Genomic DNA, 22,847 nt, shown 5'->3' with positions numbered 1-22,847 from the left:
CCGGGTCCTTCGCGTTTCCTGTGAGGCGCGGCCCGGTCCGGCGCCGCGCCCTCCATCTGTGTAGCCGTCCGTCCCTTGAGTGCCCTACGGCCTGACACGGACATCCAGCAGCGCCATCGTCCCTGTGCTCTCCATGTGATCCAGGGCCGCGCGGATCGCCGGCTCAAGATCGGCGGCATGTTCGACCTTGCGGGCAAACGCCCGGCTCGCCTCGGCGACCTTGACGAAATCCGGCACGGGTGACAGCTGCGTCAGTGGCATGCGGTTGGACCGCGCCGCATGACCGCCCGGATAGAGGCCCAGCACGGACTGGCGCACCGCCCCCCATTCCGCATTGTTGACGATCAGCACCAGCACCGGCAGCTCCAGCGCTTCGGCGATCTGATGACAGGCGACCGGATTGGCGAAGATGTAGGAGCCGTCGCCCATGGTCGCGATGACGGTCCTCTCGCGGTTGCCGAGCTTCATGCCGAGAGCTGCCGGAAAACTCCAGCCAAGCCCGCCGGAATGCGGCTCCTGGTACCAGGCCTTGGGATGGTCCAGCGACATGGGCGCCAGCGGGCACCCCAGTTCCGACAGGACCGCAGCGTCCCGCCCGGCCAGCGCCCGTGACAGGGTCAGGCTGACAAACTCCTTGGTCATCGGGTCCTGCCCACCGGCCTCGGCACGGGTGATGACGGCGCGGCGCTGCTCGCCATTGCGGCGGCTCCACCTGTCGAAACGGGCCTCAGCCTCGGGCTTGTGGCCGTCAAGCCGGTCAGCCAGCCGGGCTTCCAGCGCCAGAAGACCCGGTTCCACATCACAGGCCAGCGCCAGATCGCACGGGAAGTTGCGCACCGGGAAGCGGCTGTAGAGCGGATCCTGACCGAGCTGGATCACCTTGGCACCCGGCTTCAGCTTGTGAATGTCCGGCGACCAGGGCGCCAGGCTGTCGAGGACAAGGATCACATCCGCCTCGGCCAGCAGCGGAGCGGGATCGGCACCCGCCGCCATCGGATGGTCCAGCGACAGGGCCAGGCGAACGGCCCAGTATTGGCAGACCGGAATGCCCCAGTCTGTCGCAAGCCGCGCAAGCGCCTGATAGCCCGCAACCCCGCCGGTGCCGCGCTGTGCGAAGATCACCGGGTTCTTGGCATTGGCGATCAACCCGGCGGCCGTGTCAAAGGCGGCGGCGTCGATGCCCTGCGTCGGCGCGCGCATCAGGGCCGGGGCTTCCAGGCCGGCACGGTCGCAGGGCTCGCACAGGATCTCGCGCGGCAGGCTGATGTAGACCGGTCCGCGCGGGGCCGTCTCGGCAATCGCCTTGGCCCGGTCGACGATCTCGCTCACCTGTTCGGGGAAGCGCAGTTCGTAGTCCCATTTGCAGGCCTCACGCACCAGCGCTGTCTGGTCGTGCATTTCCTGGCCCCAGCCAATCGGCACGGTGCGGGCGCCGAAGCGGCCTTTTTCGGTGGTCGGCGTGCGACCGGAAAACAGCAGCACGGGAATGTGCTCGGCGGCGGCATTGATGGCGCCAATGGCGCAGTTGGCAAGGCCCACATTGGTGTGCGCCATCACCGCCTGGGTGCGGCCGGTCGCCAGATAATAGCCATGCGCCATGGCCATCGCTGCGGCCTCATGCGGGATCACGAGGCCCTGCGGCAGGTCGATTTCCTTGGCCTCGGCTTCCGCCAGACCCTCGATGATCGGCGGAAAATCTGTGCCCGAATTGGCGAAGATATAGTCGATCCCCAGTGCCTTCAGCCGCACCAGCAAGGCCCCGCCCGCCGTCAGGCTTTCGCCGCTGTCCTCGGTCCTGTTCTGCGCATCCGTGCTCGTCAGCATCTTGCGATCCCGCATCTATTGCTATATTTGAAATTACAATATCTATTATTGAATACTCGACCTGTGCAGGTCAACCGGCTCCCGAGTTTTGCAGGATTGGACAGCGCTCATGGCACCTCAGATCAACGGTTCGGTCGTGAAGGCCTTCGAGATCCTGCATCTGTTTTCGCCGGAACGGCCGGTGATCACGGCGGCGGATCTGGCGCGGGAACTGGATCTGAACGGCGTCACCGCGCACCGGTTCCTGCGCACGCTGGAACAGGTCGGCGCGCTCGTTGCCGAAAGCCGGGGGCATTACCGATTGAGTTTCCTGTTTGCCGATCTGGGTGACCGGGTCCGCGACGCGCAGATGCTGGCGCGTCTGGCGCAGCCCCTGCTGAACGGTCTCACCGACCGTCTGGGGGAGGGCTCCATGGCAACCAGCTTCAACGGGGCGAAAGTCACCTGCATTGCCAAGGCGCAGCCGCGCCGGGCGCTGGCGGTCGATGTCCGGGTCGGGGTGGAGCTGGAGGCCTGGTGCACCGCGCATGGCAAGCTCTGGCTTGCCCATCTCGGCGAGACGGAGCTTGACCGGTATCTCGCCGGCCACGCCCGTCAGCGCTTTACCGCAGCGACGGTCACCGATGAACAGCGCCTGCGGCAGGAAATCGCTGTCATCCGCAAGCAGGGCTTTGCGCTCAATCGCGGCGAGCGGGAGGAGGGGCTGTTCGCCCTCGCGGTCCCCGTCCGCAGCCGCAGCGGCCGCATGGTCACGGGCCTCTCCATCTTCGGCCCATCCGGACGCCTCGGCGGCGCGCAGGCCGAGATCCTTGGTGCGCTCCGGCAAGCCACCGCCGAGCTTGAGGCCGGGCTCTACGGGCCGCCTGCGCCAATACAGGTGTAGCATTGGCGCAGGCGTGAGGCTCGTTCAGTCCTTGCTGCCAGCGAGCGCGCCGGGTTCCATGCCCTCGGAGAGCGCGAAGCCTTCGTCGAGCCAGCCCGTCACGCCGCCGATCATTTCCTTCACCGGCCGGCCCAACCGCGCCAGCGCAAGGGCGGCCTTGGTCGAGCCGTTGCAGTGGGGACCCGCGCAGTAGACGACAAACAGGGTCTCCGGCGGATACTCGGCCATCCGCCGTGCGGTGATCTTGCCATGGGGCAGAAGCAGCGCGCCCGGGACATGGCCGGCCTCATAGAGCGCCGGACCGCGTACATCCAGCAGCACGAAATCGGCCGTGCCGGTCGAAAGCGCATGATGCGTGTCCCAGCAGTCGGTCTCGAAGCCGAGCTTGGCGGCAAAATGGGCGATGGCGGCGTCGGAGGCGGCGGCTGGCGTGGCGCTGACAGAGCTGGACATCTGGAACTCCTCTGGATCGGATCGTCGATAGAGGCAAGGTGCCGTATGGGCGGCATTCGGGCTATTGGCCGGAATGCCAAGATACGGTAGGATCGTGCCAACCTGTTCGGGAGCCTCGCCATGACTGATCACACGCCTGTCGCCCCAGTTGACCGGGTCGCGGGCCTAGGCGGGGCTGGCGGCGCGGGAGCGCTCGCGGGGGCCGGGCAACTGCCGCCGCTGGCCGTGGCGCTCGTCTATGAAGGCCTCAGCCTGTTCGAGTTCTCCATCTGCACCGAAATTTTCGCAGCAAAGAAGCCGGAGATCGACGGCCCCTGGTACAGGTTTGCCGCCGTCGCGGTCGAGCTGGACACCGTGTCGGCGAGCGGCGGCGTCAGCGTTCGGGCAACAGCTCCGGCGAGCCTTCTGGACGACGCGGACATCATCCTCGTGCCGGGCTGGCCGGGGCGCGATCACCATCTGCCGGCCGGGCTGAAGCGCCAGCTTGAGCGAGCGCAGGCGCGCGGCACGCAACTCGTCACCTTCTGCAGCGGTGCGTTCCTTCTGGCCGCAGCCGGTCTTCTCGACGGGCGCCGGGCGACGACCCACTGGCGCTACATCGCGGATCTTCGCGCCGTCGCGCCGGCCTGCGAGATTGTCGAGGATGTGCTCTATGTCGAGGATGGCAACGTGCTGACGGCTGCGGGATCGGCCGCCGGCATCGACCTGTCGCTGGCCCTGGTGCGACGGGATTTCGGCTGGCAGGCGGCGAATGCCCTGGCGCGCAGCCTCGTGGTGCCGGCACAGCGCGAGGGCGGCCAGGCCCAGTTCGTGCCCCGTCCTGTCGCCCGTCATCCGCAGGGCTCGCTCGCCCCGCTGCTCGAACGGATCGAGCGGGACCTTGATCAGGACTGGGATCTGGCGCGGCTGGCGGAGGCTGCCTGCTGCAGCCTGCGCACGCTCAACCGCCGCTTCCGCGATGCCACGGGCCTTGCGCCGCAGGACTGGCTGATCCGGGCGCGGGTGCGCCGCGCCTGTAGCCTGCTGGAGACCACCGGCGAGGGCATCGACGCCATCGCTGCGGCCTGCGGCTTCAAGGCCCCGGAAACATTCCGCCTGCATTTCCGCAGGATCATGACGGTCACGCCGTCCCGTTACCGCTCCGAGTTTCAGGCCGCCGCCAATGCGGCGCCTACCCGGCAGGCAGCCCGGAAAGCCTGATCAGGAAGCCTGATCAGAACGCGCGATCAGAAAACCTGACTGCGTTCCACCAGCTCGCGGCCGTAGTCACTCGTCAGCGCGCCGGCCTTCAGCGCCGAGACCGGGGCGACCTCTTCCAGCTTGCCATGCCGCAGCACGCCGAGCCGGTCGCAGAGGAACGAGACAACCGGCAGGTCATGGGTGACGAGCAGATAGGTGAGGCCGCGCTCCTCGCGAAGCGACTTCAGCAGGTTCAGGATCTCCGCCTGCACCGACACGTCGAGCGCCGAGGTCGGCTCGTCGAGCAGCAGCAGTTCCGGCTCCAGCATCAGCGCGCGGGCAATGGCAACGCGCTGGCGCTGGCCACCGGAGAGCTGGTGCGGCAGGCGGAAGCGGAACTTGCGTGCAAGGCCCACCGCGTCGAGCATCGATAGAACGCGCTCGTCCCGGGCACCGATGCCGTGGATGGCAAGCGGTTCGGTCAAAGCGTCATCGACGGTCTTGCGCGGATGCAGCGAACCGTAGGGGTCCTGGAACACCATCTGCACGTGGCGCATCATGGCCTTGGTGCGCTTGTGGCCGAGCGGCATGTTGCCAAGCGCGATGCTGCCGGACCAGCTGTCCACCTGACCGGCCAGGGCCTTCAGGATGGTGGACTTGCCCGAACCGGATTCGCCGACGAGCGCGAAGCTCTCGCCAGTGGCCACGGAGAAGCTCACATCCTTGACGACGGCGGTCGAGCCATAAAAGACGTTGAGGCTGTCGACGTCGATCATGCCAGTTTCTCCAGCGCGGCGCGGTCGAGCACCGGCAGGCGCTCGCGGGTCTCGTTGAGGCGGGGCAGGGAGGCAACCAGCCCTTGCGTATACGGGTGCTTCGCCTCGTGCAGCTTGCCGGCGGCGCATTCCTCGACGATCTGGCCGTTGAACATGACGAGGATCCGGTCGCACCAGTGCGAGACCATGTTGAGGTCGTGGCTGATCAGCATCAGGCCCATGCCGCGCCGGCGGACGAGGTCGTCCATGATCTCCAGCACCTGCGCCCGGACGGAAACATCCAGCGCCGAGGTTGGCTCGTCGGCGATCATCAGGTCCGGCTCGAGAATCACCATCATGGCGATCATCACGCGCTGGCCCATGCCGCCGGAGACTTCGTGCGGGTAGAGATTGTAGACGCGCTCGGGATCGTTGATGCGCACGGCTTCCAGCGCGTCCAGCACCTTGGCCTTGCGGGCCTTGGCGCTCATGCGGGCGTGGAAGGCGAGGGCCTCGCCGATCTGCTCACCGATGCGCATCACCGGGTTCAGCGAGAACTTCGGATCCTGCATCACCATCGACATGCGCGCCCCGCGCAGGCGCCGGTAGCCGGCCTCGTCGGTTTTGGTGAGGTCGATGCCGTCAAACATCATCCGGTCGGCGGTGACCCGGCCCGGCTTGCCGATCAGGCCCATGACGGAGCGCCCGGTCATGGATTTTCCGGAGCCGGATTCACCCACGATGCCGAGACGTTCGCGGCCGAGCGAGAAGCTGATGCCCTTGACCACCTCGACCTCGCCCCGTTCGGTCGGGAAGCGGACCTTGAGGTTCTGCACCTCGAGAAGCGTGCTCATGACTGGTCCCTCACTTCGACCGCTGACGCGGATCAAGCACGTCGCGCAGGCCATCGCCGAAGAGGCAGAAGCCGAGGCTGACGATGACGATGGCAAAGCCTGGCATGGTGGCAACCCACCACTGGTCCAGGATGAAGGCGCGGCCGCGCGAGATCATCGCGCCCCATTCGGGCAGCGGCGGCTGGGCGCCGAGACCCAGGAAGCCGAGGCCTGCTGCCGTCAGGATGATGCCGGCCATGTCCAGCGTGACGCGGACGATGGTGGAGGACATGCACAGCGGCAGGATGTGGCGCAGGATGATGCGGCCATGGCTGGCGCCCTGCATCCGCACGGCGGCGATGAACTCGGCCTTGCGCACGGTCAGCGTTTCGGCACGGGCCAGGCGGGCATAGACCGGCCAGGCGGTGATGGCGATGGCGATGACGGCATTCTCGATGCCCGGTCCGAGCGCGGCAACGAAGGCGAGCGCCAGGATCAGGCGGGGCATCGACAGGAAGATGTCGGTGATTCCCATCATGATCCGGTCGATCGCGCCGCCGAAGTAGCCAGAGATCGCGCCGATCACCAGCCCCAGCGGGGCAGAGATGATGGCCACCAGCAGCACAATGAACAGCGTGATGCGTGCGCCATAGACGACACGGCTGAAGATGTCGCGGCCGAGTTCGTCGGTGCCCATCCAGTGTTCGGCCGACGGTGGCAGCAGGCGCGCGGTCAGCTGGCCCTCGATCGGACTGTAGGGTGCGATCCACGGCGCAAAGGCGGCCGTCAGCAGCAAGCCGATGATGATCACCAGGCCGACGACGGTGAGCGGATTGCGCAGCAAGGCGCGCAGGGTGCGGTAGCCCTGGCCAAGCTGGGCTTGCAGGCGGGTGGCTGGCGTTTCGTCCAGCAGCCAGTCGCGGGTCGAGCTCATGCGCGGGCCCTCGGATCCAGGAGAAGATACAGCGCATCAGACAGCTTGTTGATGCAGATGAAGACGGCACCGATCACCAGCGTCGCGCCCAGCACAGCATTCATGTCGGCATTGAGAAGCGCGTTGGTGAGGTAGTTGCCGATGCCGGGCCAGGAGAACACGGTCTCGATCATCACGGAGCCTTCAAGAAGACCGGCATAGGACAGGCCGATGACGGTAATGAGCTGCACGCGGATCGGCCGGAAGGCATGGCGCCAGATCACGACCCATTCCGGCGCACCCTTGACCCGGGCGGTGGTGATGAACTCCTGCCCCAACTGCTCCAGCATGAAGGAGCGGGTCATGCGGGCGATATAGGCCAGCGCGAAGAAGCCAAGGATCGTCGACGGAAGGATGATGTGCGAGAAGGCGCTCCTGAAGCTGTCCATGTCGCCGTCGATCAGGCTGTCGACCAGCAGCAGGCCGGTGCGCGGTGTCACCATACCGTCCAGGAAGATGTCGATCCGGCCGGGGCCTCCCACCCACTTCAGCTGGGCGTAGAACAGGACGAGGCCGACAAGGCCGAGCCAGAATGCGGGGATGGCATAGCCGGCAAGTCCGATCACACGGATGATCTGGTCGATGATGCTGCCCTGGCGGGCGGCAGCCCAGACACCGAGCGGCACGCCGATCATGACACCGATGATGATGCCGAGCGTTGCCATTTCAAGGGTGGCCGGGAAGACGCGGGCGAGATCCTCGATGACCGGATTGGAGGTCATGACCGCCTTGCCGAGGTTGCCCTGGACCACGTCCCCGACATAGTGGACGAACTGGACGATCAGCGGATCATCGAGCCCCATCTTCAGCCGGGCGGCGTCATAGACTTCTTTCGGCGCACGGTCACCGACCACGGCCAGGACCGGGTCGATCGGCACCACGCGGCCGATGACAAAGGTGATCGCGAGCAAGCCCAGGAACGTGAGGGCAATCGTCACGAAGAACCACAGGATGGGCGTCAGGCGGGCCAACAGGGCGGCCGCTGCGCCCCGGCTGCCGGTCAGGGTGGCGTTGCTCACGTAGTTTTCCTTGCCAGTTAAACTTCTTTTGACTTACCAAAATTTTTTTACTAGCGTCAAAGAAATTTTGGAGGTCGCCATGAGCAGAGCCCTGAAGGATGCCGAGGAGATCCAGACCGGTTTGCCGGTCGGGACACCGCCGCATTTCGGCGGCCGGATTCGCGATCTGCGCCGCAAGGGGGATCTCACCTTGCAGCAACTGGCCGATCGCGCCGGGATCTCTGTTGGATTCCTGTCTCAGGTCGAACGCGGCAAGGCTACTCCCTCTCTCGGGACGCTGGCATCAATCGCCGATGCGCTCGGGGTCGAGATCGACTGGTTCGTCGCAACGCCCAAGCCAGCTGATAGTGTCACAAGGGCGGGCGAAAGGGAGCTTTTCTCTCTCGCTGACGCGTCTTTGTCCTATGAGCGCCTCAACACGGTGCTGCCGGGCGGCACGCTGTCGTCCGTCATCGTGCATATCCCGGTCGGTTATGCCTCCGAGCTGACGGCGCATACCGGCGAGGAACTGATCGTCGTCCTCGAAGGCACCCTGCGCCAGACGCTCGGCGAGGCGATGTTCACGCTCAACGCGGGTGACAGTTTCCACTTCATGGGCGACACGCCCCACTCATTCGCCAATGTCGGTGACAAGCCGGTCCGTCTTTTGTGGACCGGCAACACGCCGCGCCTCATTGGCCGAACCCCCGACCAGCCGTAGCGGGGCAAACCTGCGGCCAAGAAACCTGCCTTCTTTCAGGAGTGGACCATGAAATTGTTCAGAACCGCACTTGCTGCCGGTCTGTTGTCCCTGACGGCGCTGACAGCGCTTCCCGCGCAGGCAGCGACCCCGGCGACGGCGCTTGTCATCGCCCAGAACATCGATGACATCGTCACCATCGATCCGGCGACCGCCTATGAGTTCTCCTCGGGCGAATATGTCGTCAACGTCTACAACCAGCTTGTTCATTACGATGCGGCTGACACGACCCAGCTGATGCCGGGCCTTGCCAGCGACTGGATGATCGACGCGGACAACAAGACCATCACCTTCACCCTGCGTGACGGTGTGAAGTTCCACTCCGGCAATCCGCTGCGCGGTGCCGATGTGGTCGGGTCCTGGAAGCGCGTCCTGGTGCTCAACAAGGCCCCGGCCTTCATTTTGGCCAATCTCGGCTGGACCCCGGACAACATCGAAGAGATGGTGACCGTGGACGGCAACAAGGTTTCCGTGCGCTACGCTGGCGACTTCTCGCCGTTCTTCGTCCTCAACGTTCTCGCCGCCCGTGTGGCCTCCGTCGTCGACATGGAGACGGTGATGGCAAACGAGGAAAACGGTGACCTCGGCAACGCCTGGCTGAACAAGAACTCGGCCGGCACCGGCCCGTTCAAGCTGCGCGGCTACAAGCCGTCGGAACTTTTGTCTCTCGAAGCCAACCCGGACTACTGGGACGGCGCGCCAGACATGAAGCAGGTCGTCATCCGCCATGTCGCCGAAGCTGCGACCCAGCGCCTTCTGCTGGAATCGGGTGATGTCGATATGGCCAAGAACCTGACCCCGGACCAGGTGTCCGGTCTTGCTGACAAGCAGGGCGTCAAGGTCGAGACCTATCCGCAGGCCGCCGTGCACTGGTTCTCCTTCAACCAGAAGACCGAAGCCCTGACCAACAAGGCGATCTGGGAAGCTGCCCGCTATCTCGTCGACTATGACGGCATGGCCAACACGTTCCTGAAGGGCCAGATGAAGGTGCATCAGGCGTTCTGGCCGGAAGGCTTCCCGGGCGCCCTGACGGAGAAGCCCTTCACCTACGATCTGGAAAAGGCAAAGAAGATCCTTGCCGATGGTGGTGTCACCCTGCCGCTGACGATCCAGCTCGATGTGATCAACTCCAGCCCGTTCACCGACATTGCCCAGGCCTTGCAGCAGTCTTTTGCTCCGGCCGGTATCAATTTCGAGATCATCCCGGGCACAGGCGCCCAGGTGATCACCAAATACCGCGCCCGCACCCATCAGGGCATGTTGCTCTACTGGGGTCCGGACTTCATGGACCCGCATTCCAACGCCAAGGCCTTCGCCTACAACGCTGACAATTCGGACGACAAGTATGCTTCCACGACCACGTGGCGCAACGCATACATGCCGCCGAAGGAAATCAACGAGAAGACCATGGCCGCGCTGACCGAGAAGTCGCCGGAGCAGCGTCTGCTGATGTATGTCGAACTGCAGCAGGCCATGCAGGCTGAAGCGCCGTTCGTCATCATGTTCCAGGCCGTCAAGCAGGTCGCCATGAACGAAAAGGTTGCCGGATACGTCAACGGCGCTACGTCCGACTTCGTTTACTACCGTCTCGTCTCAAAAAACTAAGCACAGCCCCATGACGAGACCACCCGGAGGGCGGCCCTGCTGCCCTCCGGTCCTTTCCTGCCCCCAACGCCCCGGAATTCGAACATGATCACGTCCCCCGATACCGTCTTTGCAGCCTTGCACGAGGCTGCGCGCACCGCCGTGGGCGCCCGCCTGTTCACCGTCACCGTTCTGGACCGCAAGGCCGGCCTCAGCCGCCGTGCCTACACGTCCCATCCGGCCGACTATCCGACCTCCGGCACCAAGCCGATGCGGTCAGACGGCTGGACGGAGATCGTAATCGACGGAGCCCGAAGCTTCGTCGCCAACACGACGCCGGAATTCGCGATCTATTTCTTCGATCACGCCCTCATCAATCAGCTCGGCTGCCACTCGGCCATGAACATCCCCGTCTCCGACGGCGAGAAGGTCGTGGGCACCGTCAACATCCTGGACGTCGAGGGACATTTCACCCCTGAGCGGGTGGCCAAGCTGGAGGCCCTTGTCGCGGACCATCGCGCGACGCTCCTGGAGGCCATGGCCCGCGTGCCAATGGAGGCCTGAATGGCTCATGATGCCGCAAAGCCCTATGTAGCTGAGCGTCTGGCGCGTCTGCGCCAGAAGATGGAAGCCACCGGCACCGATCTGGTGGCTCTTGCCCCGGGTGCACACCTGCGCTGGCTGCTGGGCTTTGCCCCGGCGGCCGACGAGCGGCCTTCGCTGTGCCTGATTGGCCGCGAGAGCGCCTGCTTCCTGATGCCGGCGCTCAATGCAGACGACAGCCGTCAGCATACGGACCTGAGATTCTTCGAATGGAAGGATGATGTCGGTCCCGCCAAGGCTCTGGCTGAAGCGATTGGCTTTGCCGCCCCCAAGGCGCGCCGTTTCGGTCTTGATGAGACCATGCGTGCCGACCACGCGCTCATGCTGACCGACGCGCTCGCCGGGTGTGGCCGCAGCTTTGCCTCCGAAACGGTTGGCGGGCTGCGCATGATCAAGACGGCCGATGAAATCGCGCTGCTCAAGGACAATGCCCGGATCGCCGATATCGCCCAGGTCGCGGTGCGCGATGCCTTGGCCGAAGGCATCAGCGAGAGCGAGCTGGCTGCTGTGGTACAGGAGACCTTCGCGGCCAACGGCGCGCGGACGACCTTCGCCATTCTGGCCATCGGCCCGAACAGTGCCTATCCGCACCATCATACGGGCTCGTCCACCTTGAAGCGGGGCGACATCGTTCTCGTCGACATTGGTGGCATCAAGAATGGCTACAACTCGGACATCACCCGGATGGCCAGCTTCGGCGAGCCGCCGGCCGGCTATCGCGATGTGCACTGGGTCGTCGACGCTGCCGTCCGTGCCGCCATGTCGGCCGCACGGCCGGGTGTTTCAGCCCGCAGTGTCGATCTGGCCGCGCGTCAGGTCATCACCGATGCCGGCTATGGCGATTTCTTCACCCACCGGACCGGCCACGGCCTTGGAACGGAAGTGCACGAGCAGCCCTATATCACCAGCGCCAACGAGCTTGTTCTCGAAGAAGGCATGGTCTTCACCATTGAACCCGGCATCTACCTGCCGGGCCGCTTCGGCATCCGCCTGGAGGAAGTCGCCGTGGTAACTGCGAACGGCTGCGAGATTCTGTCGGGTCTCAGCCGGGATCTCGCCGTGGTGTGATGGACCAAGAATGGTACTGACAACAAAATGGCCCGGTGTAAACTGGGCCATTTTGCTTGGTGAAAACCTCGACCTCACCGCCGTCATCCCGGCTAAGCGCAGCGCCGAGCCGGGACCGGCGAGCCGAGGCATCAACATACCATGACTTGATGCCGGAGAGACTGTGGCTCTCCGGTTCCGGATCTCCGCTTCGCATCGTCCGGAATGACGACTGAGAAGTGACGGCTTTGTTCCCAGTCTGAGCCCGGAGCAAACCGGGTCATTTTTTTACTGGTCAAGTCGGGCCAGCGGGAGCACTTCGACAGCGATCAGGATCAGGACTGCGAGAAAGACTGTTTCGGCGACCAGCAGCGCGATGGCCTTGCGACCAACCTTCAGCACATTCGGCAGGGATGTCTTGACGCCGACTGCCGCTATGGCCGCCAGCAGCGCCCAGCGGGATGTCGCGTTGGCGGCCTCGGCAACGACGGGCGGAATGGTCACGGCCGAGTTCACCGCCACCAGCGCGAGAAAGACGATGACGAAGCCCGGCAGCAGCGGCGGGCGAGCCGATCCCTCGATGCTGCCGCTGCGCCGGTAGGCGAGGGCGATGACCAGAACCACGGGTGCCAGCAGGGTGACCCGGATCAGCTTGACCAGCACCGCCATGTCGCCGGTCTCTTGCGACACCGAGAAACCGGCCCCGACCACCTGGGCAACGTCATGGATCGTTGCGCCGAGGAAGACGCCAGTGATTACCGGTCCCAGGTCCAGCGCTGAGGCGAGGATCGGGTAGCCGATCATGGCAAGGGTCGAGAGCATCGTCACGCCAAAGACGGCAAAGACCATGTCACGCTCGGCCTCCTGCGGGTTGCGCCGGGGCAGCACGGCGGCGATGGCCATGGCGGCAGAAGCGCCGCAAATTGCGACAGCACCTCCGGTGAGGGTGCCGAAGGAAGCGGAATGGCCAGTCAGCCGTGCAGCGAGGATGCCGAAGCCGATGGTCAGGACCACGGCCGCGACAAGGACACCGAGCATCGGCAGGCCGAGGTCAGCGAACATGGTCAGGCTGATCCTGAGGCCGAGCAACGCAATGCCCGCGCGCAGCAATGCCTTGGCGGCAAACTCCAGCCCTGGCCCCATGCGGGGGTCTTCGGCCAGAAAGTGCAGGGCAAGCCCGATCAGGATGGCCAGTAGCATGGCCGGCGCGCCGTAATGCTCCGACAGGAAGGCGGAGGCGAGCGCGATCAGGATGGAGATCGACAGACCCGGAAAGCGGATGCGCCAGAAGGCAGCTGACGTGATCGGATCGTGCGGGGCAGAGGAGGCGGCAGGCGGGCTTGAAGCCGGGCCATTGGCCGGATCGGGCGCGGTCATCACGGACTTTCGGTCATGGATGGGCTCTTGACGAGCGGCAGGAAGGGGGAGGCGGCGCAGGGCGCCACCTCCCGGGGATGTTAGTTCAGATCGGCAGCGCGTTCAGCTGCAACCTTGGCTTCGGCTTCGGCAACAGCGGCCTGGAACTTGTCGAAGATCTCGCCGCCGTCCTTCACATTGCCCTTGAACCAGTCGAACACCGGCGTAACGGCACCCTTGAAGGCGGCCTTCTCCTCGTTCGTCGGGACATAGACTTCACCGCCGGACTTGATGAAGTCCTGGTAGGCGGCGATTTCCTTGCGCTTGGGCGAGGCAAAGGTTGCCTGCTGCAGGGCGGCAAAGCCGTCGACGACGATCTGCTTCTGGGCCGGGGTCAGGCTCTGGAAGCGGTCGTTGGACATCCACCAGAAGGCGCCCATGTAGCTGTGCCCGTCGAGGGTCAGGTACTTGAGGCCAGCGTCCGGGAACTTCATCGACATGATGTCGGTGATGCCGTTGGCGGTGCCTTCGACCACGCCCGTCTGCAGCGAGGTGAAGAGTTCCGGCCACGGAATCGGCGTCGGAGCCGCGCCGACGGAGGTCGCAACCTGCTGCGGCAGGGCGGCCGGAACGGTGCGCATCTTCAGGCCCTTCAGGTCATCCGGCGTCTTCACCGTCTTCTTGGTGTTGGCGTAGTTGCGCCAGCCACCGGTGTTGCCGATGGTCATCAGGCGGATCTTGTTGTCGCTGTCGGCAAGCGCCTTGGCGCGCAGTTCGCGGGTGAAGTTGCCGGACAGGACTTCTTCAGCCACCCGGTCGTCACTCATCAGATACGGCAGATCCAGCACCTGGATGTAGGGGAACAGGCCAGCCGCACCGCCCGACGTCGAGATGTAGACGTCGATCGAGCCATCGGCCACACCCTGCAGGCACTCCTCCCCGGTGGCGCAGAGCTGTGTACCGATGAACAGTTCTACCGCGATGGCGCCGTTGGAGGCGTTCTCGATGTAGTTCTTGAACACGATCAGGCCGTCATAGTCCTCATCGTTCTCGTTCGAGTTGGCCGTGGCGCGCAGGGTGATGTCTGCGGCATGGGCCAGCCCGGCAACGCACAGCGTGCTGGCCAGAAGCACGGTCTTCAGCATGGTCTTCAACATTCCTTCAGTCCTCCCTTTACGTCTGAAGTCAGTCCACAAATCCGGCAAGGCGCGGGATCGTGAGGGTGAGGGCCGGGAAATAGGTGATCAGGAAGATCACCGCGATTTCCGCAGCCAAGAACGGCAATGTGGCCCGGGCAATGGTCTCGACGCGCAGTCCGGAGACGGACGAGGTGACGAACAGCACCAGCCCCATGGGCGGGGTGAGCAGGCCGACGGTGAGGTTCACCGCCATGACGATGGCGAAATGCACCGGATCAACGCCTAGCTCGAGAAAGATCGGGCCGAGGATTGGGCCGAGGATGATGATGGCCGGGCCTGCATCGAGGAACATGCCGACGATGAACAGCAGCACGTTGATCAGGAACAGAAGCACCAGCGGGTTGTCGCTGAGCCCGAGGATGATGTCGGCCAGCAGTTCCGGTGTGTGCGACAGGCTGGCCACGGTCTTGAAGGCCATGGCGGCGCCGACGAGCAGCAACACCACGGCAGAGGTCATGCCGGCGCGGGTCAGGACGTCCGGAATTTCCTTTACTTTCAGGGTGCGCAGCACGAACAGCCCGATGAAGAAGGCATAGCCGACGGCGATGGCGGAGGCTTCGGTCGGCGTGAAGATGCCGCCGAGGATGCCGCCCATGATGATGACCGGGGTGAGAAGCGGCCAGAAAGCCTTGAGACTGGCGTGACCGCGCTCGCCCCAGCTGGCGCGGCGGGTGGCCAGCGGCAGGTTTTCCTTGTCGGCGAGCAGCCAGACGATGCCCATCAGCGACAGGCCGATGAGGATGCCCGGGACAATACCGGCGAGAAACAGGGCCGCGACGCTCTCGCCCATCACATAGGCGTAGATGATCATGATGCCGGAGGGCGGGATGATCGGGCCGATGATGGCGGAGGCTGCGGTGACGGCTGCGGCAAAGCGGCGGGTGTAGCCCTGCTTCTCCATCGCCGGGATCATCATGGACCCGAGTGCCGACACGTCAGCGACAGCCGATCCGGACAGGCCGGCGAACAGCATCGAGGACAGGATGTTCACATGGGCGAGGCCGCCGCGCAGGTGGCCGATCAGGGCCTGGGCGAACTCGACCAGCCGCAAGGTGATGCCCGCCCGGTTCATCAGCTCGCCGGCGAGCATGAAGAACGGGATTGCCATCAGCGGGAAACTGTCCATGCCGTTGTAGACGTTGCGGTACAGGAGAACGATGTCGCGCTCCTGACCGTTGAGCCACAACAGGATGCCTGGGGCTGCGATGAGGCCGAAGACGATCGGCAGGCCCAGCATCAGAAAGACAAGAAACAGGGGCAGGAACAGGGTCAGCATCATTCGGCTCCCAATGTGCTGGCCATGGCGACGGGCGCCAGGTCACGGCCGCGGCCGAAGATGGACAGGATTGCACGCAGAACCAGTTCGATATTGACGATGAACATCGCAGTGACGCCCACAGCGAGGGACGCCATCATCCAGCCGCGCGGAATGCTCATCCAGGTCGAGAGGTCCAGCGAGGTCGGGACGGAAACGGAGGGCAAGGCAAAGCGTCCGCCAAGCCCCATGACCTCGGCCCAGCCGATCCGCATGCCGACCCACAGCAGCACGCCGGAAAGCAGCAGCAGCAGCAGGGACAGCAAGGCCGCCGCCATGCGAGGCAGCAGCAGCAGCACCATGTCGATGCCGACAAACCCGCCGCGCCGATAAGCAGTCGGAGCCATCAGGCCGGTCATCCAGAGCATGAGGAAGCGTGAGGCTTCCTCGGTCCAGGGCAGGGCGTTCTGCAGGCCATAGCGATAGATGACCTGCACGAGAATGATCACGACCATGGCCCCGACGCAAAGCGCGCCGAGCCACCGCCCGACGGCGAGCGCGGCGGCATTGGCCTGGCCAAGAAGCCGTGTGGCAGCCAGCAACAGTTCCATGTTTTCCTCCCCTCGCGGACCGGTCTCCCCCCGGGTCCGCGCCGTGCAGTCCTGTCAGGCCTTGCGCGCGAAGTGCCCGTACATGCCGCGCGAGAAGCAGAGCGGATCACCGTCCCGGTGGGCGACACGCAGCACGCGGCCGATGATCAGCGAATGGTCACCTGCGTCATGCAGGGCAAAGCGGCGGCACTCGAACCGGGCCAGTGTTCCTGGAATGACCGGGGTCCCGTCCGGGTTCAGCTGCCAGTCCAGCCCGTCAAAGGCGGTGCCGCCGCGGGTGAAGCAGGCGCTGAGGCCATCCTGATCCGCGCTCAGGACATGAATGGCGTAGTGGTCGATGGCGGCGAAGGCATCGTGCTTCGATGAGCTTTTGGCCGGTGACCAAAGCACCAGTGGCGGGTCGAGGGACACGGAGGTAAAGCTGTTCACCGTCATGCCCATCGGACCGTCCGCGCCCATGGCGGTGACCACGGTCACGCCGGTGGTGAAGCTGCCAAGCGCCATGCGGAAGGCCCGGGCATTGCCGGCATCCGGGCTGAAAACGGTCTCGCCATGGGCGTGTCTGTCATTTGCAGCCATCATCACGGCACCTCTTTTCCGATCGCCAGGGTGTAGAGTTCAAACCAGGTCTGCCGGTCCATCACGACCTTCATCGCTTCATGGAAGCGGGCGATCCGGTCGAGGCGATTGGTGCCCATGACCGGGATGATCTCAGCCGGATGTCGCAACAGCCAGGCGACCGCGACCGCCGTGACGTCGACCTCATAGTCGGCTGCGATGCGCTCCAGGGCTGCCAGCAGCGGCGCGTTGGCACCGGAGAACAGGCTGCCGCCACCCAGTGGCGACCACGCCATCACCGGAAGCTTACGCTCCTGCAGATAGGCAAGATCACCGTTGGTGAAGGGGGCGGGCTCTGTCAGGCTGATCTCGATCTGGTTGGTGACGAGCCGAGTGCTCATCGCCGACTGCAGCAGCGAGAAATCCCAGGGCCGGAAATTCGACACGCCAACACTGCGCACCTTGCCGGACGCGACGAGCGCGTCGAGGGCCTTGCCGGTTTCCTGCGCGTCCATCAGCGGATCCGGGCGATGGATCAGCAGCAGGTCAATCCGGTCCGTCGCCATTTCACGAAGAGACGTTTCGACGGACGTCGTGATATGCGCGGCGCTTGTATCGTAGTGCTTGACGCGCGCGGTGGAATAGCGGCCGACCGGTGCGACGATGTCGCATTTCGTCACCAGCTCAATTCGGTCACGCATTGACGGGGCGGCCTTCAGGGCCGCGCCCAGAATGGCTTCTGCCGTGTAGCCGCCATAGATGTCGGCCTGGTCCATGGTGGTGATGCCCTGGGCGAGACAGGCCTCGACCTTGGCCTGGACATGGGCCGGGGATGTGTCGGCGTCATCGCCGATCCGCCACATGCCGTAGACAATTCGGCTGAAGCTGAGATCGGGGCTAAGCGAAATGCGGTCCATCAGCGGCGGTCTCCGGCACCCAGCGGTGTCGCCGGGGTCTCGTTCGGCACGCGGCCATAGGCATGCGGCAGCGAGCAGGTTTTCAGGTGGGGCAGGACCTTGGTCCCGAAGTGGTCGGCCTCGTCGAGATGCGGGTAGCCGGAGAAGATGAAGGCACGGATGCCCATCTTCCGGTATTCCTCGATCTGGGTCAGGATCTGGTCGGTTGACCCGACGAGGGCCGCACCGCAGCCGGACCGGGCCCGGCCAATTCCGGTCCACAGGTTCGGTTCGATGTAGCCGAACTGGTCGGCCAGCTCGCGGGCGCGGGCCTGGTGGGCAACGCCGAGCGAGATGGAATCGTGGGCGCGGTCACGGATCAGCTTGCCGTATTCATCATCCAGCTTGGAGACGAGATGCTCGGCATACTCGCGCGCTTCGGCTTCCGTGTCGCGGACGATCATGTGCACGCGCAGACCGTAGTCGAGGGTGCGGCCATGAGCGGCGGCACGTTCATGCACAGCCTTCATCCGGGCGGCGAGCTGGTCCCTGGTCTCCGGCCACATCAGATAGACGTCGCACTGGGATCCACACAGTTCCAGCGCATCGGGGGAATAGCCGCCGAAGTAGAGCAGCGGGCCGCCGTTCTGCTGATAGGGGCGGGCGGGTTCCGTTGTCACGCCCTTGAACTGGTAGACCTCGCCATCGTGATCGATGGTGTCGCGCGTCCAGGCCTGCCGCAGGATCTCCACCACCTCGTGGCTGCGCTTGTAGCGGTAGGCGCTGTCGGCCACTTCGCCAGGGAAGTCCGAGCTGATGACGTTGAGCGTCAGGCGGCCTTTCAGCATGTGGTCGAGGGTCGCGACGGTCCGCGCCAGCATGATCGGCTGCATCTCGCCGCAGCGGATCGCGGCCAGGAAGTTGATCCGGTCGGTGATCGGGGCGCAGCCGGCGACGAAGCTCAGCGTATCCTGCCCGACCTGGTAGGACGACGGGCACAGGATGTTGCGGAAGCCGTGGCCTTCCGCCTTTTGCACGATGGACGAGCAATGCTCGAAGCTTGACCGCAGGCGGCCGTCCGGTACGCCGAGATACTCATAATCGTCAGAACACAGCGCAGCGAACCAGGACACTTCACAGGCATCCAGATCGGCGGATGTGACAGGCACCACGGTCATCGAATTTCCCCCAGCGGCATCGAACTTTCTTCTTGCGTATCACCCGCCTTGATGTAAATCAATAGTGTATCAATTTTTTGCAGTCTGCGCGCTCCTGCCGCAGGCCAGTCCAAAAGCGGCATATATTCAAAGCTATGACCCAGCCCAAAGGCAGTCTGCCCATCTATCTTCAGATCACCGAGCTTCTGGTTCGCGACATTGCGGCCGGGCGTCTCATTGATGGCGAGCGGTTGCCGCCGGAGCGTGAAATGGCGCAGGAGCTGGGCATTGCGGTGGGCACGCTGCGCAAGGCGCTGTCCGAACTCCAGGCGCGTGGGTTGCTGGAGCGGATCCAGGGCTCGGGCAACTACATCCATGCGGTGAGCGACCCCAAGAGCCTCTATGCGATGTTCCGGCTTGAACTGCTGGGTGGCGGCGGCTTGCCGACGGCAGACGTTCTGTCTGTCACCCGGATGGCGAAGCCTGATGATCTGCCTGCCTTCGGGACATCCGCCGAGGGGCATCGCATCCGCCGCCTGCGACGTCTGTCGGGGAAGGTCGCGGCCGTCGAGGAGATCTGGCTGGACGGCTCTTATGTTGAACGCATCGAGCGCGAGGATCTCTCGGAATCGCTCTACCTCTACTATCGCACTCGCCTCGGCCTGTGGATCACCCGGGCAGAGGATCAGGTGGGTCTCGATCATGTGCCGGACTTTGCGCCTGCGCTGTTCGGTCAGCCGATCGGCGCTCCGGTGCCGCACATTCTTCGTATCAGCCAGGCGCAGGACGGAACGCGGGCGGAAGTCTCACGCACCTGGTTCGATCATACCGTGGCCCGTTATGTGGCCCGTCTCAAGTAAGGGAACTTTTCAGGTGAAGCTGAATTACGGAATCATCGGCTGCGGCATGATGGGGCAGGAACACCTGCGCAACATTGCTCTCCTGCCGGACACCGGCGTTGCGGCCATCTATGAGCCCGATGCCGGCATGCGGGCGCTGGCTGCCGAGGCCGTGCCCGGTGCGAAGATGGTCGATTCGATCGCGGATCTGCTCGATGTGGCCGAAGTGAATTGCCTTCTCATCGCCAGCCCCAACTATCTGCATCTGGCCCAGCTTGAGGCGATTGCCTCGATGCGGCCATTGCCGGTGCTGGTCGAGAAGCCGCTGTTTACGGCGCCGGAAGATGCGCCGCGCCTTGCAGCCCTGCGCGCGGCCTATCCCGCGCCGATCTGGGTCGCCATGGAGTATCGCTACATGCCGCCCGTGGCGCGCATGATCGAGGAAGCCGAGGCCGCAACTGGCGGCATCAAGATGCTGTCGATCCGCGAGCACCGCTTTCCCTTCCTTGAAAAGGTCGGCGACTGGAACCGGCTCAACCGCAACACCGGGGGCACGCTGGTGGAGAAGTGCTGCCACTTCTTCGACCTGATGCGCCACATCCTGAAGTCAGATCCGGTGCGGGTGATGGCCTCTGGCGGGCAGGCTGTGAACCATCTGGATGAGGTGTATGCCGGCGAGCGTTCGGATATCTGGGACAATGCCTATGTGATTGTCGACTTTGCATCCGGCGCCCGCGCGATGCTCGAACTTTGCATGTTTGCGGAAGGGGCGCGCTACCAGGAAGAGATCTCGGCTGTCGGCCCGACGGGCAAGATCGAGTGTCTCGTGCCTGGTCCCGGCCGGTTCTGGCCCGAACATCTTGGCGAGCCTCCGATTGCCCAGGTGATTGTCTCGCCGCGCGATCCCAAGGGGCCGCGCATGGTCGAGATCCCGGTGGATCCGGCGCTGCTGGAAGCTGGCGATCACAATGGCTCGACATTCTATCAGCACCAGCGGTTCCAGCGGGCTGTTCTGGAAGCCGGGCATGTGGAAGTCGCCCTGACAGACGGCTGGTGGGCCGTGACCATCGGGCTGGCGGCGCAGGAGTAGGCGCGCACCGGGCAGGCCGTTGATATCGCTACTCTGGCTTACGCCCCGAAAGCTGTTCACTGAGACCACAGTCCCCGGGGCGTTTGATCCGTCCCGGGGCCTTGCCGCTATTTCGCATACATCGCATTGGGCAAAATGAGGGCAATGTCCGGCCAGACCACCAGGATTGCCATGGCCAGGATCATCGCCAGCCAGAACGGCAGGATACCAGCAAAGACGGTCTCCAACTTGATGTCTCGCGCTATCGTGGCGACGACGAAGCAATTGACCCCGACCGGCGGGCTGATCAGGCCCATCTCCAGCACAATGACCATGATGACGCCGAACCAGATCGGATCGAAGCCGAGGGCCGTTATCAGCGGGAAGACGATAGGCAGCGTGATCACCATCAACGACAGCCCCTCGATGAACATGCCGAGGATGGCATAGGCGATCAGGATCACCGCAAGGGTGCCAATAGGACCCAGACCGGCACCGGCAAAGGCGTCAGCGACCATGGCGGGAAGACCGGATAGCGCCACAAAGGGGGCGAACACGCTGGCCCCGATCAGGATCAGGAAGCTCATTCCGGTCGTCTGCAAGGTGTCCAGGAACACCGACCGCAAGGTCTTGAGGCCGAACTTACGGCGGATCGCCAGCATCAGGAGTGCGAAGGCCGCCCCCACACCCGAGGCTTCCACCGGAGTGAAGAGGCCGGAGTAGATCCCGCCAATGGTGAGGCCGATGATCGTGAATATTCCGGTTGCCCGGAGTGTTGCCTGTCCTTTCTCTGCCAATGAAAAGGAGGGTCCGCGCGGACCTTCCTCGGGTTTCAGCCGCACGACGATGGCCACTGCCACCAGGAACAGGCCCGTCAGCAGCAGGCCGGGCAGAACACCGGCCATGAACAGGCGTCCAATCGACTGTTCGGTGAGGATTGCATAGAGCACGAAGCCGGTGGACGGCGGGATCAGGATGCCGAGCGTGCCGCCTGCTGCAACCGTGCCTGCGGCCAGGCGTCCGCCATAGCCATACCGCCGCATATTGGGATAGGCGACCCGGCCCATGGTGACAGCCGAGGCAATTGAAGATCCCGACAAGGCGGCAAAGCCGGCACAGCCGAGCACGGTGGCGCCGGCAAGACCGCCGCGCACATGACCGATCCAGCGATAGGCGGCATCATAGAGATCACGGCTGAGCCCGGAGGCCGAGGCGAGATTGCCCATCAGCACGAACAGTGGCAGCACCGACAGGTCATAGTGGGAGGCGGTGGCAAAGGCCTGCCCGGAGAGGGTGTAGGCCGCCGAGGTCCAGCCGGTGATGGCGATGGTTCCGGCAAGCCCGGTCAAAAGCATGGCGAGGCCAACGGGAATGCCGAGCCCCATGAGGACGAAAAGACCGGCGAAGCCGGCAAGACCGATGACGGCCGCGCTCATGCCGTTTCCTTTCTGCGCAGGGCTTCTGCGGCAAACAGCAGCGCGCAGAAGACGAAGGAGATGGCAAGGGCGAGATAGAACGGGCCGTAGCCGATGCGCAGCAGCATCGTGCTCTCTCCGAACTGCGCCGCCTCGCCGGCATTGACGAAGCAGCGCCAGGCGGCCAGCAGCAGGAGCCCTGCCGAGGTTGCTGCCATCAGGCGGGCCAGAGGCTTACGCAGCCGGGCGGGCAGACGTTCGACGAGCATGTCGATGGCTATGGCGCGTCCGGCAGCAACACATAAGGGCAGGGAGGCCGCGACAACAAGGCAAAGCAGGACCTGGATCAGGTCGCTGGCCCCAAACACGGGCCGGTTGGCAAGAGACCGCAACAGCGCATCGCTGACGGTCAGGGTCAGAAGCGCTGCAAGACACAGGCTGCCGACGACTTCAAGGACCAGCAGGGGCCAGGCCAATGCCGCAGGGGTCTGGCTTGCAGTGTGACCGGGTTCAGGCGTGGAAGGGGCATCCGGCGGAACATTGGTTCCGCCGGTGCTATCTTCCCGAGGAAGACGGGACATGGTTGATCGCCCTTTTCCG

The 22,847-nt window shown here is 64.5% G+C and carries 23 protein-coding genes; 8 read left to right on the top strand and 15 right to left on the bottom strand.

What is annotated here, in order from left to right; translation table 11 throughout:
* Positions 1–84: 84 nt before the first annotated feature.
* Positions 85–1,824 carry a thiamine pyrophosphate-requiring protein gene (locus C8348_RS11505; RefSeq protein WP_198647020.1) on the bottom strand — a complete coding sequence of 580 codons (1,740 nt, stop codon included), beginning with the start codon at positions 1,822–1,824 and terminating at the stop codon, positions 85–87.
* A 109-nt stretch (positions 1,825–1,933) separates the two neighbouring features.
* Between C8348_RS11505 and C8348_RS11500 the strand changes: the two genes are divergently transcribed.
* Positions 1,934–2,707, top strand: coding sequence for an IclR family transcriptional regulator (locus C8348_RS11500; RefSeq protein ID WP_106753483.1), 774 nt, complete (start codon positions 1,934–1,936; stop codon positions 2,705–2,707).
* Between the two features lie 24 nt (positions 2,708–2,731).
* On the opposite strand, the gene C8348_RS11495 is transcribed toward C8348_RS11500, so the two are convergent.
* Entirely contained in the window at positions 2,732–3,160 is a 429-nt protein-coding gene (locus C8348_RS11495; protein WP_106753482.1) for a rhodanese-like domain-containing protein, read from the bottom strand.
* A 120-nt stretch (positions 3,161–3,280) separates the two neighbouring features.
* Here C8348_RS11495 and C8348_RS11490 point away from each other — a divergent pair, with 120 nt between their 5' ends.
* Positions 3,281–4,360, top strand: a complete 1,080-nt coding sequence (locus tag C8348_RS11490; protein WP_106753481.1) for a helix-turn-helix domain-containing protein — start codon at positions 3,281–3,283, stop codon at positions 4,358–4,360.
* A 26-nt stretch (positions 4,361–4,386) separates the two neighbouring features.
* Here C8348_RS11490 and C8348_RS11485 read toward each other — a convergent pair whose 3' ends face one another.
* The 4 genes from C8348_RS11485 to C8348_RS11470 are packed head-to-tail and all read right to left on the bottom strand — an operon-like array spanning position 4,387 to position 7,874.
* A complete protein-coding gene (locus C8348_RS11485) occupies positions 4,387–5,115 on the bottom strand; it encodes an ABC transporter ATP-binding protein (protein WP_106753480.1) in 729 nt (242 codons plus the stop codon).
* The gene (locus C8348_RS11480) at positions 5,112–5,948 is read right to left on the bottom strand and encodes an ABC transporter ATP-binding protein (protein ID WP_106753479.1); all 837 of its coding nucleotides are present in this window, start codon (positions 5,946–5,948) and stop codon (positions 5,112–5,114) included. Before C8348_RS11480 ends, C8348_RS11485 begins: the two co-directional genes overlap by 4 nt.
* Positions 5,949–5,958: 10 nt before the next feature.
* On the bottom strand, positions 5,959–6,861 hold the full coding sequence (locus C8348_RS11475) for an ABC transporter permease (RefSeq protein ID WP_106753478.1): 903 nt from the start codon (positions 6,859–6,861) through the stop codon (positions 5,959–5,961).
* Positions 6,858–7,874: an ABC transporter permease gene (locus tag C8348_RS11470; protein ID WP_244293997.1), complete on the bottom strand. Its 1,017-nt coding sequence runs from the start codon at positions 7,872–7,874 to the stop codon at positions 6,858–6,860. Before C8348_RS11470 ends, C8348_RS11475 begins: the two co-directional genes overlap by 4 nt.
* Positions 7,875–7,998: 124 nt before the next feature.
* Here C8348_RS11470 and C8348_RS11465 point away from each other — a divergent pair, with 124 nt between their 5' ends.
* From C8348_RS11465 to C8348_RS11450, 4 genes are all read left to right on the top strand, one after another.
* A complete protein-coding gene (locus tag C8348_RS11465) occupies positions 7,999–8,619 on the top strand; it encodes a helix-turn-helix domain-containing protein (RefSeq protein WP_106753476.1) in 621 nt (206 codons plus the stop codon).
* Positions 8,620–8,667: 48 nt separating this feature from the next.
* Positions 8,668–10,263 (top strand): ABC transporter substrate-binding protein, encoded by a 1,596-nt coding sequence (locus C8348_RS11460; protein WP_106753475.1) that lies wholly within the window; start codon positions 8,668–8,670, stop codon positions 10,261–10,263.
* Positions 10,264–10,347: 84 nt separating this feature from the next.
* Complete coding sequence (locus C8348_RS11455; protein ID WP_106753474.1) at positions 10,348–10,806, top strand: GAF domain-containing protein; 459 nt, start codon at positions 10,348–10,350, stop codon at positions 10,804–10,806.
* Positions 10,807–11,913 carry a M24 family metallopeptidase gene (locus C8348_RS11450; protein ID WP_106753473.1) on the top strand — a complete coding sequence of 369 codons (1,107 nt, stop codon included), beginning with the start codon at positions 10,807–10,809 and terminating at the stop codon, positions 11,911–11,913.
* A gap of 267 nt (positions 11,914–12,180) precedes the next feature.
* Here C8348_RS11450 and C8348_RS11445 read toward each other — a convergent pair whose 3' ends face one another.
* From C8348_RS11445 to C8348_RS11415, 7 genes are all read right to left on the bottom strand, one after another.
* A complete protein-coding gene (locus tag C8348_RS11445; protein WP_106753472.1) occupies positions 12,181–13,269 on the bottom strand; it encodes a YeiH family protein in 1,089 nt (362 codons plus the stop codon).
* Between the two features lie 80 nt (positions 13,270–13,349).
* Positions 13,350–14,405 carry a TRAP transporter substrate-binding protein gene (locus C8348_RS11440; protein ID WP_106753471.1) on the bottom strand — a complete coding sequence of 352 codons (1,056 nt, stop codon included), beginning with the start codon at positions 14,403–14,405 and terminating at the stop codon, positions 13,350–13,352.
* Between the two features lie 28 nt (positions 14,406–14,433).
* Positions 14,434–15,723: a TRAP transporter large permease gene (locus C8348_RS11435; RefSeq protein WP_106753470.1), complete on the bottom strand. Its 1,290-nt coding sequence runs from the start codon at positions 15,721–15,723 to the stop codon at positions 14,434–14,436.
* The gene (locus tag C8348_RS11430; RefSeq protein WP_106753469.1) at positions 15,723–16,313 is read right to left on the bottom strand and encodes a TRAP transporter small permease; all 591 of its coding nucleotides are present in this window, start codon (positions 16,311–16,313) and stop codon (positions 15,723–15,725) included. The genes C8348_RS11435 and C8348_RS11430 overlap by 1 nt, the downstream gene beginning before the upstream one ends.
* Positions 16,314–16,367: 54 nt before the next feature.
* A complete protein-coding gene (gene smoA / locus C8348_RS11425; protein WP_106753468.1) occupies positions 16,368–16,895 on the bottom strand; it encodes an NADH-dependent FMN reductase SmoA in 528 nt (175 codons plus the stop codon).
* On the bottom strand, positions 16,895–17,788 hold the full coding sequence (locus tag C8348_RS11420; protein WP_106753467.1) for an aldo/keto reductase: 894 nt from the start codon (positions 17,786–17,788) through the stop codon (positions 16,895–16,897). Before C8348_RS11420 ends, smoA begins: the two co-directional genes overlap by 1 nt.
* Positions 17,788–18,945 carry an LLM class flavin-dependent oxidoreductase gene (locus C8348_RS11415; RefSeq protein ID WP_106753466.1) on the bottom strand — a complete coding sequence of 386 codons (1,158 nt, stop codon included), beginning with the start codon at positions 18,943–18,945 and terminating at the stop codon, positions 17,788–17,790. The genes C8348_RS11420 and C8348_RS11415 overlap by 1 nt, the downstream gene beginning before the upstream one ends.
* 134 nt (positions 18,946–19,079) lie before the next feature.
* Here C8348_RS11415 and C8348_RS11410 point away from each other — a divergent pair, with 134 nt between their 5' ends.
* Together C8348_RS11410 and C8348_RS11405 are read left to right on the top strand one after the other, a co-directional pair.
* Complete coding sequence (locus C8348_RS11410; protein ID WP_106753465.1) at positions 19,080–19,784, top strand: GntR family transcriptional regulator; 705 nt, start codon at positions 19,080–19,082, stop codon at positions 19,782–19,784.
* 13 nt (positions 19,785–19,797) lie between these two features.
* Positions 19,798–20,853, top strand: a complete 1,056-nt coding sequence (locus C8348_RS11405) for a Gfo/Idh/MocA family protein (RefSeq protein WP_279629388.1) — start codon at positions 19,798–19,800, stop codon at positions 20,851–20,853.
* A 107-nt stretch (positions 20,854–20,960) separates the two neighbouring features.
* Here C8348_RS11405 and C8348_RS11400 read toward each other — a convergent pair whose 3' ends face one another.
* Together C8348_RS11400 and C8348_RS11395 are read right to left on the bottom strand one after the other, a co-directional pair.
* Entirely contained in the window at positions 20,961–22,268 is a 1,308-nt protein-coding gene (locus tag C8348_RS11400) for a TRAP transporter large permease (RefSeq protein ID WP_106753463.1), read from the bottom strand.
* Positions 22,265–22,828, bottom strand: coding sequence for a TRAP transporter small permease (locus tag C8348_RS11395; RefSeq protein WP_106753462.1), 564 nt, complete (start codon positions 22,826–22,828; stop codon positions 22,265–22,267). Before C8348_RS11395 ends, C8348_RS11400 begins: the two co-directional genes overlap by 4 nt.
* Positions 22,829–22,847 lie beyond the last annotated feature (19 nt).

Source organism: Pannonibacter carbonis, assembly GCF_003012935.1.
Taxonomy (GTDB): domain Bacteria; phylum Pseudomonadota; class Alphaproteobacteria; order Rhizobiales; family Stappiaceae; genus Pannonibacter; species Pannonibacter carbonis.
The sequence above is the reverse complement of the archived record's forward strand: the minus strand, read 5'-3'. Positions and strand labels throughout refer to the sequence as shown.

Coding starts and splice junctions, on each gene's coding strand:
- C8348_RS11420 (WP_106753467.1), bottom strand. CDS start 17,788: ATGGACCGCATTTCGCTTAGCCCCGATCTCAGCTTCAGCCGAATTGTC.
- C8348_RS11435 (WP_106753470.1), bottom strand. CDS start 15,723: ATGCTGACCCTGTTCCTGCCCCTGTTTCTTGTCTTTCTGATGCTGGGC.
- C8348_RS11480 (WP_106753479.1), bottom strand. CDS start 5,948: ATGAGCACGCTTCTCGAGGTGCAGAACCTCAAGGTCCGCTTCCCGACC.
- C8348_RS11495 (WP_106753482.1), bottom strand. CDS start 3,160: ATGTCCAGCTCTGTCAGCGCCACGCCAGCCGCCGCCTCCGACGCCGCC.
- C8348_RS11490 (WP_106753481.1), top strand. CDS start 3,281: ATGACTGATCACACGCCTGTCGCCCCAGTTGACCGGGTCGCGGGCCTA.
- C8348_RS11500 (WP_106753483.1), top strand. CDS start 1,934: ATGGCACCTCAGATCAACGGTTCGGTCGTGAAGGCCTTCGAGATCCTG.
- smoA (WP_106753468.1), bottom strand. CDS start 16,895: ATGATGGCTGCAAATGACAGACACGCCCATGGCGAGACCGTTTTCAGC.
- C8348_RS11505 (WP_198647020.1), bottom strand. CDS start 1,824: ATGCTGACGAGCACGGATGCGCAGAACAGGACCGAGGACAGCGGCGAA.
- C8348_RS11415 (WP_106753466.1), bottom strand. CDS start 18,945: ATGACCGTGGTGCCTGTCACATCCGCCGATCTGGATGCCTGTGAAGTG.
- C8348_RS11445 (WP_106753472.1), bottom strand. CDS start 13,269: ATGACCGCGCCCGATCCGGCCAATGGCCCGGCTTCAAGCCCGCCTGCC.
- C8348_RS11400 (WP_106753463.1), bottom strand. CDS start 22,268: ATGAGCGCGGCCGTCATCGGTCTTGCCGGCTTCGCCGGTCTTTTCGTC.
- C8348_RS11440 (WP_106753471.1), bottom strand. CDS start 14,405: ATGTTGAAGACCATGCTGAAGACCGTGCTTCTGGCCAGCACGCTGTGC.
- C8348_RS11430 (WP_106753469.1), bottom strand. CDS start 16,313: ATGGAACTGTTGCTGGCTGCCACACGGCTTCTTGGCCAGGCCAATGCC.
- C8348_RS11460 (WP_106753475.1), top strand. CDS start 8,668: ATGAAATTGTTCAGAACCGCACTTGCTGCCGGTCTGTTGTCCCTGACG.
- C8348_RS11475 (WP_106753478.1), bottom strand. CDS start 6,861: ATGAGCTCGACCCGCGACTGGCTGCTGGACGAAACGCCAGCCACCCGC.
- C8348_RS11485 (WP_106753480.1), bottom strand. CDS start 5,115: ATGATCGACGTCGACAGCCTCAACGTCTTTTATGGCTCGACCGCCGTC.
- C8348_RS11450 (WP_106753473.1), top strand. CDS start 10,807: ATGGCTCATGATGCCGCAAAGCCCTATGTAGCTGAGCGTCTGGCGCGT.
- C8348_RS11395 (WP_106753462.1), bottom strand. CDS start 22,828: ATGTCCCGTCTTCCTCGGGAAGATAGCACCGGCGGAACCAATGTTCCG.
- C8348_RS11410 (WP_106753465.1), top strand. CDS start 19,080: ATGACCCAGCCCAAAGGCAGTCTGCCCATCTATCTTCAGATCACCGAG.
- C8348_RS11455 (WP_106753474.1), top strand. CDS start 10,348: ATGATCACGTCCCCCGATACCGTCTTTGCAGCCTTGCACGAGGCTGCG.
- C8348_RS11465 (WP_106753476.1), top strand. CDS start 7,999: ATGAGCAGAGCCCTGAAGGATGCCGAGGAGATCCAGACCGGTTTGCCG.